We start from the raw sequence: 14,450 nt of genomic DNA on the forward strand, positions 1-14,450 counted from the left end.
CGCCAACGTTGGCACCACACGCCGGGTTTTACAGGCTTTTAACCGCAGTGAGAGCGCCCAACGCTTCATTTATATCAGCAGTCAGGCGGCTTCACGTCCCTCCGAAAATGGAAAACCCGTCACCGAATCCGAACCCTCCGCGCCGGTGAACTGGTATGGACGCAGTAAACTTTTGGCGGAAAGGCTGATCCGCGCCGAATGTGAAAAAGAGTGGACAATCCTGCGCCCCGTTCCTGTTTACGGGCCTGGCGAACGGGATTTTCTGCAGGTTTTCAAAGCGCTGAAAAGCGGACTCAGCCTCCAGATTGGGCTGAAAGACCAACTTCTAAATCTCATCCACATCGATGACCTTTGCGCACTCGCGGAACTTTGCGCTTCCCACCCCAAAGCCGCAAACGAAATCTTTTTTGCCTCGGATGGAGAAACCTACACCCAACGCGAATTTATGGCAGTCAGTGCCCGGCTTTTGGGCAAGAAAAACCTGCATCTGAGCGTACCCAAACCCGTCGCCACGGCGGTTTTCTCCCTGGGTGATTTGTTTGAAAAAGCCAGCGGAAAAGTTGGCCTTGTGAACCGCCAAAAAATGAAGGAAGTGGTTGGGCCCAGTTGGGTTTGCAGCATCGAAAAAGCGCGTACCCTGTTGGGCTGGGAGCCTGGTGTGGCATTGGAAGAGGGTTTGACATCCACTTTCGAGTGGTATAAAAAAAGGAGTTTGCTATGAAACCCCTGCAGATTGTGTCTTTAAGCCTTGTCATTCTGTTTTTTTGCGGGCTGATTTGGGCGGATTCCCAGCCTCCGCGTTTGGGGGCAGACCTGATTTTACCCGCGGGCTGGCCTGTGTATTATGAACCGCCGGAAGTGCTTCTGCGTGTGGTTGTTAATCCCGACAGCAGCCTCAGCCTCGGTGCCGTGATTGATGGCAAGGACGAGCTGGAACCCCTTCTGGTTGAATATCTTAAACAGTTTGATTATATCCCCGCGGGAGATTCGCTTTCGCTGGAACCTTTTGCCGTGATCGTTCCCATCCACCAGCCCGATGAAAGCCAATTTTTGGACAAACGCGCCCGGCAAGAGCTGTTGGAAGAGATAGAAACCTGGATTGCCAATGACCGTGCCAGCCACAATCTGCATTCTCCCACGGTTCCACCAACCCAAATGAGCGGTTTGAATTTCAGACCCGAGCCCTACCGCTCCGCCTTCTATTTTTGGGGATACCCACATCAGAGCCAAAGCCTCTCTGTAAACGGTTTTGAGCCTCGTTCCTTCATTTTTTCCCCCGTTTGGAATGAACACCTCGTCCACGGTTTCATGCAGCGCGGGGAAAGCGCTTTGGGACTGGATTATGAGGATAAAATCTATCCCTACGAAGCCACACTCAGCGAAGTGGAAGCCGGCTTGGGTGGAGCCAATCTTTTCTTTGCCCGTGGCTTGCTGAAAAAAACCGGTCTTTTCGGAGTGAAAGGCGTGCGCATGGGCTTCGGATTCCTGATTCAGGATGGAGATTGGTTCGGACTTGACTCCGGCCACGAAGGTTTGGCGTTGGATTTTGGCGTCCCTCTGGGTAAAAGCAATCTCAGCTTCAGCTACCAAAACCATCGTACCCAGATGTCCCACCTTTTGCTAAAACCGGAATATTGGCGGCCACAAGAGGATGATTTTACGGTTGAACGCCGTTACCAAAGCATTCAGGCTCAGTGGACTTCACCCTGGCTGAACCTGGCTTTACTGGGCGAAAGCGACCATGCACAATCCGCCCGGTTTGCAGATGACATTCATGCCAAAACCCTGCAACTGCAGGCTTGGGAAAACCTGAGTTTGGGACCTTTGGGCATCAAAGTTTTTTATGAAGGCATGCTTTCTGATACCGATCTAAACTTTATGGACGATGTTTCCGAACACCTTGCCGGCTTGGAATTGGACTTCGAAAGAGGCGCCATCTCCCTGGAAACAGGAGTCGAACTGGAGGATTTTAAAGAGCTAAACGCCTCCGCCGACCTGGGTTTCAAGCTTGGCAGAGTGCGCCTTGGTGCTTTCGGTGCCTTCAGCCAAGCTCCGAAAGACCCCGTCCTGTATGTGTCGGACCCATATCAAAGTGGAGCTGTTCTTCCCCGCGTGGAAATCCACGAAAACTATCGCGCTGGCTTGCAAATGGATTGGTTTTTTGCCCAAAATTCACAGCTAAGAATCAGCGCTGGAAGACGCGGCATTTTCAATCAATATCCGCCTGAATTACAAAGCCCATACCAAGACTCGGCCAAAATAGAAGAAAACCCATTATTTCTTCATTTTGCGAGAATATGGGACGAAACATGGGGCGCCTGGAAACTTGATCGGCAGTCTGGGGCCACCGTCCAGACCGTCCAGTTTGGTTTGGAGGAATTGCTGTATGAACCAGTAGTAATCTTGCAAGACCACTTCAATTTATACCGCCTGCTGAGTCACAACAACGCCCTTTTCGCCGGATTTGGCGTTCAGGGTTACATGACATATTTTGGCCAACTCTCGTCTTTGATTAAGCCAGACGCCTCCTTCATCGCAGATTTTTGGGCTGGGGTTCAGATTGGCAAACGCTTTGAATTCCAACTGAGCTACAAGAATGCTTTCAACGGCAGTTTTTACTTTATCCCGCCCATCCCGGCAACACTTCAGGGTTCCCTGCGCTGGTATTTTTTGAATTGAGATGGATTACAAAGCAATAATCTTCGACCTCGACGGCACTTTGATCGATTCCATGCAGCTTTGGCGCCAGGTGGATCAGGATTTCCTTTTGGGACGCGGAATCGAAGTCCCCGCCGATCTTTTTGACCACATTCCCCAAGGAAACAGTTTCATCGGTACGGCTCAATATTTCAAGGAACGCTTCGGACTTCCCGACAGCGTTGAGAGCATCATGGAAGAATGGACCCAGATGCTGCGATGGCACTATGAAAACGATGTTAAACTCAAGCCCGGCGCGGGAAAATTGTTGGAAGCTCTTTTTCAAAAAAACGTTCCCATCGGGCTGGGAACCAGCAACTCGCTTGAACTTTCCAGCAAGGCCCTTGCCCAAAACGGAATCTCGCATTATTTTAATTCTGTGGTCACCGGCGATTTTCCTCTCAAGGGAAAGCCATTTCCGGATATTTACCTGAAGGTGGCACAGGAGCTGAATTTGGAGCCTTCCCGCTGTCTGGTGGTGGAGGATACCCTCACCGGTGTTCAAGCCGCAAAAGCAGCAGGGATGACGGTTGTGGCCATACACGATGAAGACAGCCTGCCCTTCGCTCCCCAAATCCGGGAAATGGCAGACGCCTACGTGTTCACCCATTATGAATTAAGCGAGTTACTAAAAATATGAAAAACCCTGTATATATCGTTATCGGAGCCTATGGCAGCGGAAAAAGCGAATATTCCATCCACCTGGCGCAGAAACTGAATAATGAAGGCCACGACGTGGCTCTGGCAGACATGGACGTGGTAAATCCCTATTTTCGTTCCCGCGACGTGAGGGAAGAATTTGCCGAACTTGGCATCGAAGTTATCGCTCCGGATGGTGATTTTAAACATGCAGACCTGCCCATGATTTCACCCCGCATCAAAGGCGCCATCGAAAGCCCCGAAAAAACCGTGATTTTGGATGTGGGCGGTGACCCTGCCGGTTGCCGCACTCTGGGGCTTTTTGTGGACGTTCTCAACGAACGTGGTTACGAAATGCTTTTCGTGGTCAACACCTTCCGTCCCTTCACCACAAACTTGGCGGAAGTCCTGCAAATGCAAAACCAGCTTGAATTTGCCTCAAAACTGAAAATCTCGGAATACATCTGCAACAACAACCTGATGGAATACACAGACCAAAGCGTGGTGGAACAAGGCATTGAGATTCTTACAGAGTGCAGCGCCAAAACCGGCCTGCCTTTCGAAAAATACCTCGTGATGGAGGATTATGCCAATCTCGTTCCGGATGGTTTGGGTGGGAAAAAGCGTCTGATGATGAACCACACCCTCAAAAAACCCTGGGAAGCCCTGGTGATGAAAGGAATCTGAATTATCCGGGCAGAATAAATCGGCGGAGAAGCTTTCCCCTATTTGAGGTGTTCGTGCAGGAAGTCGTGGTATTCCTTGTTGTTGAATACCAATTCGTCATGGGTGCCCTGGTGCGTTTTGCCCTGCGAATCCAAAAAGAGGACGCGGTTCACATAGTGGAGGGTGGAAAGCCGGTGTGAAATCACAATGGCGGAAATTCCGGGGTAGTGGACATCGATATCCTGCCACAGTTTTTCCTCGTTTTCGGCATCCAGGGAAGCGGTGATATCGTCCAAAATCAGAAGCTGAGGGCGTTTCACCAAAGCTCGTGCCACGGTGACCCTCTGTTTTTGTCCGCCGGAGATGCCAAGTCCGCGCTGACCCACGAGCGTGTTTTCACCCTCCGGGAAAGCGGCTATTTCTTCCTTCAATTGCGCGGTTTTCACGGCAATGCCATATTCCTCTTCATCCGCTTCATCCACGGCAAAAAGAACGTTTTCACGCACGGTTCCGGAAAACAACACCGGGTCTTGAGGAACGTAGGCAATCAGCTCCCGCAGCGCCACGATGTCCAGTTCCTCCAATGGGGTTTCGTTCACCAAAATGCGCCCGGAATCCTGTTTCAACAAACCCATCAGCAGGTTCGCGACGGTGCTTTTACCCGCGCCGGTTGCACCCAGAATGAGGAGCCGTTCGCCATTTTTCAGTTCGAAATCGCAGTTTTGGATGGCAGGTTCATTTTTGCCAGGGTAGGTGATGGAGACGTCTTCAAAGCGCAGGGAGTCAATGCCATCGAGCTTTTTATCGCCCTTCCAATCCGAATTGAAGGTGGGGAAGTCCTTCATTTCTTCCAGGCGGTCGATATTCACAAAAGCCTGTTTGCCGGAAACAAAGAGTTGAGGCAGGTCGAGCAGCGGATAAATCATCATGCTGAGATAGGAATAGAACATGAAAAAGGTGCCCACGCTGATTTCGCCCTTCACAGCCATGTAGCCACCGAAAAGGATGACTCCAATCTGGGCAAAATAATCGATGTATTGATAGATGAGACCCAGAACAGCATTGAGTTTCACCACGCCCATCTCGGTTTGGAAGCGGCGGCTGAGCGCGGCATCGAAAAAGCGGTTGTATTTTTCCTCGCTCACAAAGGCTTTCACGATGCGGATGCCGGAAAAGCTCATCTCCAACTGGCTGTTGATATTGCTGATGGCCTTTTGATTGAGGTCAAAATTTCGGTAAAGTTTGTCGGAAACCAGGTAAAACACAATCATCATCAGCGGCAGCGGGGCAATGGACAACAGGGTGAGCTTCACATTTATGCTGAACATCACCGCCAGCGAAAAAGCGATGAGAGAAAAGGAATTGAAGGCGCGGAAAATGCCCGAACACATGAACCAGCTTATTTTTGAGAAATCCGTGAGGTCGTCTGTGAGGCGGGTGACGATGTCGCCGGTACGGAATTTTTGGAAAAAGCGGAAGTCTTTATCCAGAATGTGTTTGAAATAAATCATGCGCAGCATGTTTTCAAAGCGGATGTTCACCCAGCCACGGAAAGCGGGATAGAAACCGGTGAAAAACTGCGCTACGCCCAGGCCTAACAGCGTCCAAACTATGCGGTTTACGTCCGCCATGGGGTCTGGATATTTGGCTGGATAGGATAAGATGTCGCGCAGAAGGTCGATAAGCTTTCCAAAGATGAGCGGATGCGCGATGGAAACTGCGGATGAGGCAAGCGTGAAAACCAGCATGATGAGCAAAAACCACTTCTGCGTTTTCCACATTTTCAGAATCCAGCGGAAGTTTTTATGCATCGCCATCCTCCGTGCCAATCAACTGCAGTTCAACCAGTTTGCGGTATTCACGGGAGCTTTGCATCAGCTCGTTGTGGGTGCCGCGATGGATAATTTCTCCGTTGGAGAAAAAGAGGATTTCATCCGCGTCCAAAACAGAGGTGAGCCGGTGTGCCACAACCACGGCGGTTCTGTCCGAAAAGATGGCTTCCATGCTTTTTTGGATTTTTGCCTCGGTTTGAGGGTCGATGCTGGCTGTGGCTTCGTCCATGATAATCAGTTCGGCATCAAAAGCCAGGGCGCGGGCAAAGCTGATTAGCTGTTTTTCGCCCTGGGAAACGTTTTGACCGCGTTCAGCAAGCTCGGCATCCAAGCCCAGTTCCTGTTGGTTGATAAAATCGTCCAATTGCACGATATTGATGGCTTCCCGCACTTTTTCAGGAGAAACGAGGTCGTTATAGACGCGCACGTTTTCCAAAATACTGCCGGGGAAAAGGAAAATATCCTGCAGAATGAGGCCGATTTTGCGACGCCAGCCTCGGAATTCAATCTCATCCAGGGGCACGTCATCGATGAAGATGCGTCCCTTGTTCAGCGGATAGAATCCGCAAAGCAGGCTCACACAGGTGGTTTTCCCGCTTCCGGAGGCTCCCACGAGCGCGATTTTTTTGCCTTTGGGGATGGTGAAGGAAACGTCACGCAGGACCCATTCCTCATCTTTATAGGCAAACCAAACGTTTTCAAAGCGGATTTCACGCTGGAAAGAAGCTTCCTTGGTGCCGATGAAAATCTCTTCCTCGGAGGTGAGTTCGGTCAGTTCCACAATACGTTTGAGGCTCACGAAGGCGCGCTGGATTTGCATCACGTTCTCGGAAATCTGCATCAGGGGCCAAATCATGCGTAAAATATAATCCACAAAAATGATGAGGGTGCCGATGGTGACCGCGCCGGCGATGATGCGCGGAGCCGTGAGCTTGATTATCAACACCAATAACACCACTTCAAAGACCAGCATAAAAACGCTCTGCGAGCCATATTCGATGAAGCTTGTGCGCGTTTCCAAGCGATATTTGTCGTTTGAGGCGGTTTTGAGGTCTTCGTAGGCCTTGTTTTCACGGTTCAAAGCCTGAAGGATGGGCATTCCCTGCACGTAATCCGTGATTTTTGCCGTGACGAGCGCGTTCTTTTCCCTGATTTTCAGGTAGAACTGCGAAAGATAGCGGATGAGGAAATAGTAGCCAATTATGGCAACGCCCATGAGCGGTAAAATCCAGCTGGCAATATTGGGCGCGCGCAAAAACATCACCAGGAAAACTCCGGCAAAGAAAAGCAGATTTCCGATGATGCGGATGGAAAGCTCGGAAAACAGGGCTTTTACACGCTCAGCATCGGATTCCACACGCGAGATTAGCTCGCCCACAGGCTGTTTGTTGAACCAATCCACCGGCAAAGTGAGCAAATGGCGGAAAACCTGACCCTTGAATTTGGTGATGATTTTCACGCCCAAACGGGACAGCAGCACGATTTGGAGATAGGAAAGAATGCCGGAAACCACCACCGCCACCACAAAAATACCGCCAAAGCGGAACATTTGCGCCATATCGCCATTTGGTATGCTTTTATCCACGATTTCTGCCAAAATCAGCGGATAGAGAAGCTGGATGGCAGAGGTGCAAAGCATGGCAAAAAGACCAAATAATAAAAGCCCCATATCCTTTTTGACGAAAGGATACAGGAGCTTAAAATAGTTTGGTGAGCCGTCTGGCCGCTTCGACATTCGCGTTCCTTGGCGTATTTACGTTAAATTAAAAATGGTCGGGATGAGAGGATTTGAACCTCCGACTTCTCGGTCCCGAACCGAGCGCGCTGACCGGACTGCGCTACATCCCGACCGGTTCGACTCAAATTTTGCCGGTCACTTTAATTGTCAAGGATTTATTCAACCCCGATGGCTTTGAGCAGCTTTTCCGCTTCCTCGGCGGTAATTTTGCCATTTTCCAACATCTGCAGAATCTTTGCTCGGCTGCGCTCATCCACGGCTTTCTTTTCATTGCTATCCAAACCGCTGCCCTGGAATGCTTTATTGATGGCATTATCCACGGTTTTACTGATGAAATCCCCCAGCTTCTCAAAGCTCGAAATCTCGGTTTTATCCTCTTCCCAGTGCGTTTTTTCACCCCTGGGTTCGCGCACCTTGCGAAACACGGATTTCAAAATGTCGCCAATCTCGTCGCCAATCTGGTCAACAGTTTTCACAACCTTGCCGCCGGCGCTTTTGAAGTCGAATTCCTCCACGGTTTTCTTCATGTTGTCCATGGCGGCGTTCAGCTTTTCCTTCACCCCTTCTTCGCGGATGCCAGCCAAAGCCTTTTCCACAGCGGCGCTGACGGTGCCCCAAGCTTTTTGCACCTTTTCGAGGTCTTCCTCGCTCACGGCCTTGCTCATCGTTTGCTTCAGCTCTTTGATCTTGAGCCTGATAAAGTTCAATTCCGCGCCGTCGTCGCTGGTGAGACTGATGTCTCCATTTTCGGTTTTAATGCTGATCTGGGCGCCACCTTCGCCACGGCGGACAATCTTGAGATTATCCTGTTCGCTGAGCTCGGCTTCGGTTTCATTGCGCAGCGTGCCCGTTTCGCTGATGGCTTCCAGTTGGAAATTATAGTTTTCAGGCAGAGCGAGCTGGACGGGTCCATTTTCAGACACCATGGTGAGCGTGGCATCCTCCACGGGCAGGGCTTCATAGATGATCCTGCCATTTTCGCTTTGGATGAAAGCCCGTTCAAAAGCGGCTTGACGCACCCTGATGGCGCCGTTTTCACTGCCGGCTTCAAATGATGCGCCACTCACCTTTTCAGCGGACACATTGCCGTTTTCAGTGATGACCCGCAGTTCAGCGTCACATTTTTGGATGCGGATGGCACCGTTTTCGCTTTTGAGGCTGATTTGTCCGCTGCAATCCTTCACTTGGATGCTGCCATTTTCAGTGGTCATTTTAAGCTCGGATTCCAGTTCCTGAGCTGCCAAAGACTCATTTTCGCTTTTCGCGCACACCTTGATGCCGGTGGGAACGAAAATTTTCACGCGCGAATCTCCCGAACCCCAAAAAGCTTCCGCCAGTTCCGGTATTTTTTCCAAAATAATCTCCATTTCATCCTCGTTACGGTCAACGAAAAAGAATTCCGTGATGTCGATACCGGGGATGTAGGAATGAATTTTCAGTTTCGCGTCCACATGAATCTTGTCATCCTGGGACACGCCAATTTCCAGCGGCGCCATCTTGTTGTCGATTTTAATTGTGCCCATACCGGCAGCGTCGTAACTCAGATTAATTTTTGCGGTTTTCATTGCTTTCTCCTTGTTTGAATCATTTGGAGCGCTTCCTCAACGCTGATGAAGCCTTGGTCGAGGTCTCCCATGATGTCGCTGTAATCCTGCTCCATGGGCTCGTCTTTGGAAATTTGACGGATTATCTCGGCAAGGCGGTTTTTAACTGTGGGGTAGGAAATTCCCAGGCGCTTTTCCATCTCGCGGATGCTGCCCTGGACCACCACAAAAAGCTTGATGAATTCCAACTGCTCCTGGTTCAATCCAGAGATCCAGCTTTGGGCAAAATTACCCCTGAAACTCACGCCACAGGCGGGACAGTGGAATTCTTTCACCAAAAGTTCCCCTTCGCAGAGGGGGCAGGCTGTCATTTCCATCGAGGTCTCCTTAATTATTTTAAGGTCATTCTTAAAAAGATTGAGATTCTGTCAAGCTAAAAATTCAATATCTTGATTCAATCCTCGAAATAAGGTAAAAAAGAGCCTGCGTGATGAAGTCAGGATAAGCTGTTTATTGGAGAAAATGGGCGGATAAAAAAATGGAGCGGGAAACGGGATTCGAACCCGCGACTTCAACCTTGGCAAGGTTGCGCTCTACCATCTGAGCTATTCCCGCTTGGTACCAGAGGCCGGACTTGAACCGGCACGAGCCGAAGCTCAAGGGATTTTAAGTCCCTTGTGTCTACCAGTTCCACCACTCCGGCAGGATGAAAACGAGTGGAGGCGACACCCGGATTTGAACCGGGGATAGAGGTTTTGCAGACCTCGGCCTTACCGCTTGGCTATGTCGCCCAAATTTATATATGGAGCGGGAAACGGGATTCGAACCCGCGACTTCAACCTTGGCAAGGTTGCGCTCTACCATCTGAGCTATTCCCGCTCACGAGGTTGAGAATCCAAAAATCTGAAGCGCGCCGATTTGTCAAGCCAAAATGTCGGCTTCGGAAAACACCAGCGCTTCAAAGCGGAATAAATGGGCGTCAGGGCTTTTCCAAGCGCCGTTTGGCAGACCCGCTTTGAGGCAAAGTTGGCTGAGATAGGTATCCAAATCCCAATCGTATTCCACCGGCACCTGAGGCAGAAAAACTCCGGAGCGGAAGCCTTTGCGCAGCATCAGCCCATCGCGTCCAATCTGGATTTCAGAGAGGTTTTCCACCGGGAAAAGCGGGCTGAGGATGGAAATCTCGATTTGGAGCCGGGGCAGTTCATCCCGGCGCAAAGCGGGAAAACGCGGGTCACCGAAAGCCGCTTCCCGCGCCATTTCCACCACTTCAGCGGCGATACTTTTCTCACTTTTCATCATGCCAATACAGCCCCGCAATTCGCCATCCAAGGTGATGGTCACAAAAAGTCCTCTTTTTTCTTGAAAAGCCGCATCCGTGGGCAGGTGGGGAGCTTCACCTCCAAAACGGGAGGCGATGGCAGCTCGGGCAAGCTCCAGCAGGCTTCGTTTTTGGGCTTCGGTCATTATTTTATCTCCCGGTAAAGCAGCGCGCTGAGATAGCCCACCACGTTTTGATTGTCACCGCTCACAATTCCGGAATGGGTGTATTCAATCACCCTCGCTTTCACATCTTCAAGCGGGGAAACCAGATAGAGCAGGGCAAGCAGTCCGCCGATTCCGCAGGATTCACACTGGTGTTTCACGGTGCTCTGCCAAAGTCCGGCGGGGTCAAGCTTCAGGACGTGGTCAACCACGATGGCATCCATCTTTTCTGCCCGGCTGGAATTGTGGAAATGGGAAAGGTCTGTGGAAACCACGATGCCCACATTTCTGCCAGACATCGCCTGACGTAACTGCCTGGCCAGCAGGGTCATATCTTCCGGATTGGGACGGCCAATCATTATCGGGCAGATTTTCGCATCGGGAAAAAAGTATTTGATGAAAGGAAGCTGAACCTCCAGGGCGTGTTCCACTTCGTGCAATCTTTTGGAGCCTTTGGGGTCGGGGTCGTGACCTTGCAAAAGTTCGGCAAGTTCTGTGTCCTGCTCGATATTTCCCAAGGGGGTCTCATATTCGCTGAAGGGCGGAATGGACCAATCAAAACCCAGACCGTGGTGGCTGGGATGCAAAATCACGAGGCTGTCAAATTCAGACTGGGCATAGAGACTCCAGCCGCGGGCGGCGCAGGCTCCGGAATAGATGTAACCCGCGTGGGGAACAATCAGCCCCAAAAATTCTTCCCCGGGGTCTTTTTCAGGAAGCTGGGGAAGCCAGGATTCGATGGCGGCGACAACGCGGTCGCCAAAACGAGGGTAAAAGCTGCCGGCGTGGGCGGTTTTCCTAATCATTGTCGTTCTCCTTTTCCGTATATTCCAAACGGGATTGAGCCGCTTGTCCATCCAAAAAGTCACGCAGTGCGTCCGCGTTTTCCGAAGGCAAAGCAAGCGTGAGTTCAGCCTGTTCCGCCCAATTTTCCTGAACCACTTTTCCACCCAGGGATTTGAGCAGACCGGTGAGCTGGTCCACAGCCGCGTAGGAAGCGCTCACGTTGAAATGGGTTTGGGCGATTACGGGCATTTTTTTGGCGTTTTCCAAAGCCTGTTCCACCGTGTTGCCATAGGCTTCGATGAGGCCGGGGATGCCAAGCTTGACCCCACCGTAAAAGCGGGTGACGATTGCCAAAACATTTGTCATATTCGCGCGCAGCAGGGCGTTCAAAATCGGCTTTCCTGCGCTTCCACGAGGTTCCCCGGCGTCCGACCAATATTGCGTTTCGCGCTCCTGACCGCTGATGTAGGCAAAGCAATTGTGGGTGGCGTTTGCATATTCTTTGGCATGAGCGGCAATCAAGGTTCGGGCTTCATCCGCGCCTGAAATGGGGAAGAGGAAGCAGATGAAACTGGAGCGGCGGATTTTTTGCTGCCAGGAACCGGGTTCTTTCAATGTGAAAAATGCCATGACTCTATTTTGTCCTGATGAGGTCAGACCAGCGGGTCGTATATGCGGGTGAAAGTTTGGCGCGCTTCATTTGCCAATCCCGTTTGATGCCACGGCTGGCGATAAAAACTGTGTCGCGCCCGAATTTGTGGTTCAATTTGTCCACGGCCTGGCTGAGGTGAAAGCGTTCGTCGTCCAGATAGTTTGTTTCGAGAATATTCAGCGGAACGTCTTTTTCATCAATCAATTCGCTGAACATCACGCCCGCTTTTTTATATTCGAAACCCTGGAGGTGGATTTCACGCAAGAGCTTCAAAGCGGTTTTAATCAAATCCGGCGTGTGGGCTGAAGGCGGCGAGATTGAGCTTTGGAGGGAATTATTGTATTGCGGGCCTTCCTTGAAGCGGTTTGTGCTCAAAAAAACCATCATCTGGCCTGCCACGCTGTGTTGAGCGCGGAGCTTTTCCGCGGCGCGGCTTGTGTATTCCGAAATCGCTTCCTCCAATTCTGACAGCTTGGAAACCTGTCTGCCAAAGCTTCTGGAGCAAACCAGGCTCTTTTTGGGCGCGGGCGCCTCCTCCATCTGGATACAGGCGAAACCCTGCAATTCCAACACGATTTTGTGGCCTGTGCTGGTCATATAGTGGTCGATGAATTTTTCCGGTGCGTTGCGCAGTTGCCAGGCGTTGAGAATTCCGTTTTGGCGCAGAAAAAGGTCATATTGACGCCCTATGCCCCAGATTTGCCCCACAGGCATCAGTTTGAGGGCTTTTTCCAGCCGGTCATCGTCCAAAAGAGCGAGGCAGCCTTTATAGCCGGCGTAGCGTTTGGCGAAGTGGTTGGCGATTTTTGCCAGGGTTTTGCTGCGTGAAATACCCACGGAAACGGGGATGCCTGTCCATTTTTTCACCTTTTCGCGGATTTGCTTTCCATAGTCCACCAGGTCGCGCTGGCGAAAGCCGTTGAGATTCAAAAAAGCTTCATCGATGGAATAAATTTCCAGTTCCGGGCTGAATTCTTCCAAAGCCTCCATCACGCGCCGGCTCATGTCGCCGTAAAGCGCGTAATTTGAGGAAAGAAGCGCTCCGCCTTGTGCCTGTATGCGGGCTTCATGTTTGAAACCAGGCGCGCCCATGGGAATGTTCATGGCCTTAATCTCGTTCGAGCGGGAGACGATGCAGCCGTCGTTGTTTGAAAGCACCGCCACTGGTTTTCCTTCCAGGGAAGGGTCAAAAACCCGTTCGCAGGACACATAAAAATTGTTGCAATCCACCAAGGCAACGATATTAGTGTCCGAAAGGCCAATTTTTTGCATGATTATTCTCCAAGTTCCATTTTGCCGAAGCCGCTGTGGGTGTCAATGGATAATCCGCGAACCAACACTAAACTTCGTCGCGACGGGTCATTCCGAGCGCCAGCTAAGGACAGGTCGGAACACCGGATTCATCCGGTCGTTGGTGCCAGATTCATCTGGCACAATGTTCTTCCCACCACCGGACTACGCTCAACACCACCCAGCCCCTGAGCTTGGAGGAACACCGGATTCATCCGGTCGTTGGTGCCAGATTCATCTGGCACAATGTTCTTCCGACCACCCAACTCCGCCCACCACAACCCAGCCCCGACGCGTCATTCCGAACGCCAGCGAGAAATCCAGCCCATTTCCAATCCATCATTCCAGAGCTCAGCGACGGAATACCTTCCCCTGCCATCTCGCCACCTCGCCATCAAAACCCCGCCGTCAGCCTCTCCCAGCCCACCACCGGCTCCAACAACCCCGCTTCCACAGCCTGTTTCACGCTCCGGCAGGGCAGCGCCCCATCCTCAATATCCGCGCGGGTCAGGCTCACCAAATCAATCGCCGGATTCGCCTTCGCCATCGCGTACATCACCTTCACATACACGTTATACCAATTCGCCAGCGTGGGTCCACAGCGATGTGTTTTGCGGCTGTAGGTATCCGCGTACACCGACAGGTCATTTTTGTAGGCGTCGGAAGGCTCCAAAGCCCGTAAATTCGTCGCTATCGCCGAAAAACGCCGGTTATTCGCCGTCTCCCTCGGTTTGGCGTAAGAACGCACCACAATGCGGTTAATGCGCGGATTATAATAGTAAATCAACCCATCACATTTTCCCCGATAAGCCTGAATCATGTTCTTGAAAAACGCTCTCATCTTTTCCTCCTCAGAACCTTGTGTCCCTTAAATTTGTTTTCATTATTTTACCTCCCTGGTATTTATTTTTGTCGAGGGAATCCCGCCAAACTCCCTTGAATCCAGCGCCACAGTAACCTGATACCATCCCGGGAACTTCGCTTGTTGCCCCACAGATGTTCCCAAGGCATGAATGAGGCATAAATGAGCCACGCTAAAGAGCCCCTCTATATATAGTGGGTAACAAAATGAGGGTTTGGGGAAATCATTTTGGGGTTCTCGCGGATTAGCGCAGAAATAG

General features: G+C 51.1%; 13 protein-coding genes and 5 tRNA genes. 4 read left to right on the plus strand and 14 right to left on the minus strand.

Annotated elements, in window-relative coordinates; genetic code table 11:
- From GX135_07180 to GX135_07195, 4 genes are all read left to right on the plus strand, one after another.
- Window positions 1–721 (plus strand): NAD-dependent epimerase/dehydratase family protein (locus GX135_07180; GenBank protein ID NLN85866.1); only part of this gene is annotated, 721 nt, incomplete at its 5' end.
- Entirely contained in the window at window positions 718–2,679 is a 1,962-nt protein-coding gene (locus tag GX135_07185; protein ID NLN85867.1) for a hypothetical protein, read from the plus strand. The genes GX135_07180 and GX135_07185, both read left to right, overlap by 4 nt.
- A 1-nt stretch (window position 2,680) precedes the next feature.
- On the plus strand, window positions 2,681–3,337 hold the full coding sequence (locus GX135_07190) for an HAD family phosphatase (GenBank protein NLN85868.1): 657 nt from the start codon (window positions 2,681–2,683) through the stop codon (window positions 3,335–3,337).
- The gene (locus GX135_07195) at window positions 3,334–4,023 is read left to right on the plus strand and encodes a hypothetical protein (protein ID NLN85869.1); all 690 of its coding nucleotides are present in this window, start codon (window positions 3,334–3,336) and stop codon (window positions 4,021–4,023) included. Before GX135_07190 ends, GX135_07195 begins: the two co-directional genes overlap by 4 nt.
- A 38-nt stretch (window positions 4,024–4,061) precedes the next feature.
- Here the strand turns inward: GX135_07195 and GX135_07200 are convergent, their stop codons facing one another.
- The 14 genes from GX135_07200 to GX135_07265 form a co-directional block, all read right to left on the minus strand.
- A complete protein-coding gene (locus tag GX135_07200; GenBank protein ID NLN85870.1) occupies window positions 4,062–5,813 on the minus strand; it encodes an ABC transporter ATP-binding protein in 1,752 nt (583 codons plus the stop codon).
- On the minus strand, window positions 5,806–7,569 hold the full coding sequence (locus GX135_07205) for an ABC transporter ATP-binding protein (protein NLN85871.1): 1,764 nt from the start codon (window positions 7,567–7,569) through the stop codon (window positions 5,806–5,808). The genes GX135_07200 and GX135_07205 overlap by 8 nt, the downstream gene beginning before the upstream one ends.
- 35 nt (window positions 7,570–7,604) lie before the next feature.
- Window positions 7,605–7,682, minus strand: a tRNA-Pro gene (locus GX135_07210).
- A 45-nt stretch (window positions 7,683–7,727) separates the two neighbouring features.
- A complete protein-coding gene (locus tag GX135_07215) occupies window positions 7,728–9,137 on the minus strand; it encodes a DUF4097 family beta strand repeat protein (GenBank protein ID NLN85872.1) in 1,410 nt (469 codons plus the stop codon).
- The gene (locus tag GX135_07220; GenBank protein NLN85873.1) at window positions 9,134–9,493 is read right to left on the minus strand and encodes a DUF2089 domain-containing protein; all 360 of its coding nucleotides are present in this window, start codon (window positions 9,491–9,493) and stop codon (window positions 9,134–9,136) included. Before GX135_07220 ends, GX135_07215 begins: the two co-directional genes overlap by 4 nt.
- Before the next feature lie 162 nt (window positions 9,494–9,655).
- A tRNA-Gly gene (locus GX135_07225) sits at window positions 9,656–9,731 on the minus strand.
- A gap of 1 nt (window position 9,732) precedes the next feature.
- A tRNA-Leu gene (locus GX135_07230) sits at window positions 9,733–9,819 on the minus strand.
- Between the two features lie 14 nt (window positions 9,820–9,833).
- Window positions 9,834–9,907 (minus strand) — tRNA-Cys (locus tag GX135_07235).
- A 12-nt stretch (window positions 9,908–9,919) separates the two neighbouring features.
- Window positions 9,920–9,995: transfer RNA gene (locus tag GX135_07240), tRNA-Gly, on the minus strand.
- A 42-nt stretch (window positions 9,996–10,037) separates the two neighbouring features.
- Window positions 10,038–10,586: an AmmeMemoRadiSam system protein A gene (gene amrA / locus GX135_07245; GenBank protein ID NLN85874.1), complete on the minus strand. Its 549-nt coding sequence runs from the start codon at window positions 10,584–10,586 to the stop codon at window positions 10,038–10,040.
- Window positions 10,583–11,407 carry an AmmeMemoRadiSam system protein B gene (gene amrB / locus GX135_07250; GenBank protein NLN85875.1) on the minus strand — a complete coding sequence of 275 codons (825 nt, stop codon included), beginning with the start codon at window positions 11,405–11,407 and terminating at the stop codon, window positions 10,583–10,585. Before amrB ends, amrA begins: the two co-directional genes overlap by 4 nt.
- Window positions 11,400–12,017: a YigZ family protein gene (locus GX135_07255; GenBank protein NLN85876.1), complete on the minus strand. Its 618-nt coding sequence runs from the start codon at window positions 12,015–12,017 to the stop codon at window positions 11,400–11,402. Before GX135_07255 ends, amrB begins: the two co-directional genes overlap by 8 nt.
- A gap of 4 nt (window positions 12,018–12,021) precedes the next feature.
- Window positions 12,022–13,311 (minus strand): Y-family DNA polymerase, encoded by a 1,290-nt coding sequence (locus GX135_07260; GenBank protein ID NLN85877.1) that lies wholly within the window; start codon window positions 13,309–13,311, stop codon window positions 12,022–12,024.
- Window positions 13,312–13,723: 412 nt separating this feature from the next.
- Window positions 13,724–14,170, minus strand: a complete 447-nt coding sequence (locus GX135_07265; GenBank protein NLN85878.1) for a hypothetical protein — start codon at window positions 14,168–14,170, stop codon at window positions 13,724–13,726.
- Between the last annotated feature and the right edge of the window lie 280 nt (window positions 14,171–14,450).

This window comes from Candidatus Cloacimonadota bacterium, from assembly GCA_012522635.1.
In the GTDB taxonomy this organism is placed as follows: Bacteria; Cloacimonadota; Cloacimonadia; order Cloacimonadales; family Cloacimonadaceae; genus Syntrophosphaera.

What these genes read in the sequence shown, in the direction of transcription:
- GX135_07185 (NLN85867.1), top strand. Translation starts at nt 718, where the DNA reads ATGAAACCCCTGCAGATTGTGTCTTTAAGCCTTGTCATTCTGTTTTTT.
- GX135_07190 (NLN85868.1), top strand. Translation starts at nt 2,681, where the DNA reads ATGGATTACAAAGCAATAATCTTCGACCTCGACGGCACTTTGATCGAT.
- GX135_07195 (NLN85869.1), top strand. Translation starts at nt 3,334, where the DNA reads ATGAAAAACCCTGTATATATCGTTATCGGAGCCTATGGCAGCGGAAAA.
- GX135_07200 (NLN85870.1), bottom strand. Translation starts at nt 5,813, where the DNA reads ATGCATAAAAACTTCCGCTGGATTCTGAAAATGTGGAAAACGCAGAAG.
- GX135_07205 (NLN85871.1), bottom strand. Translation starts at nt 7,569, where the DNA reads ATGTCGAAGCGGCCAGACGGCTCACCAAACTATTTTAAGCTCCTGTAT.
- GX135_07215 (NLN85872.1), bottom strand. Translation starts at nt 9,137, where the DNA reads ATGAAAACCGCAAAAATTAATCTGAGTTACGACGCTGCCGGTATGGGC.
- GX135_07220 (NLN85873.1), bottom strand. Translation starts at nt 9,493, where the DNA reads ATGGAAATGACAGCCTGCCCCCTCTGCGAAGGGGAACTTTTGGTGAAA.
- amrB (NLN85875.1), bottom strand. Translation starts at nt 11,407, where the DNA reads ATGATTAGGAAAACCGCCCACGCCGGCAGCTTTTACCCTCGTTTTGGC.
- GX135_07255 (NLN85876.1), bottom strand. Translation starts at nt 12,017, where the DNA reads ATGGCATTTTTCACATTGAAAGAACCCGGTTCCTGGCAGCAAAAAATC.
- GX135_07260 (NLN85877.1), bottom strand. Translation starts at nt 13,311, where the DNA reads ATGCAAAAAATTGGCCTTTCGGACACTAATATCGTTGCCTTGGTGGAT.
- GX135_07265 (NLN85878.1), bottom strand. Translation starts at nt 14,170, where the DNA reads ATGAGAGCGTTTTTCAAGAACATGATTCAGGCTTATCGGGGAAAATGT.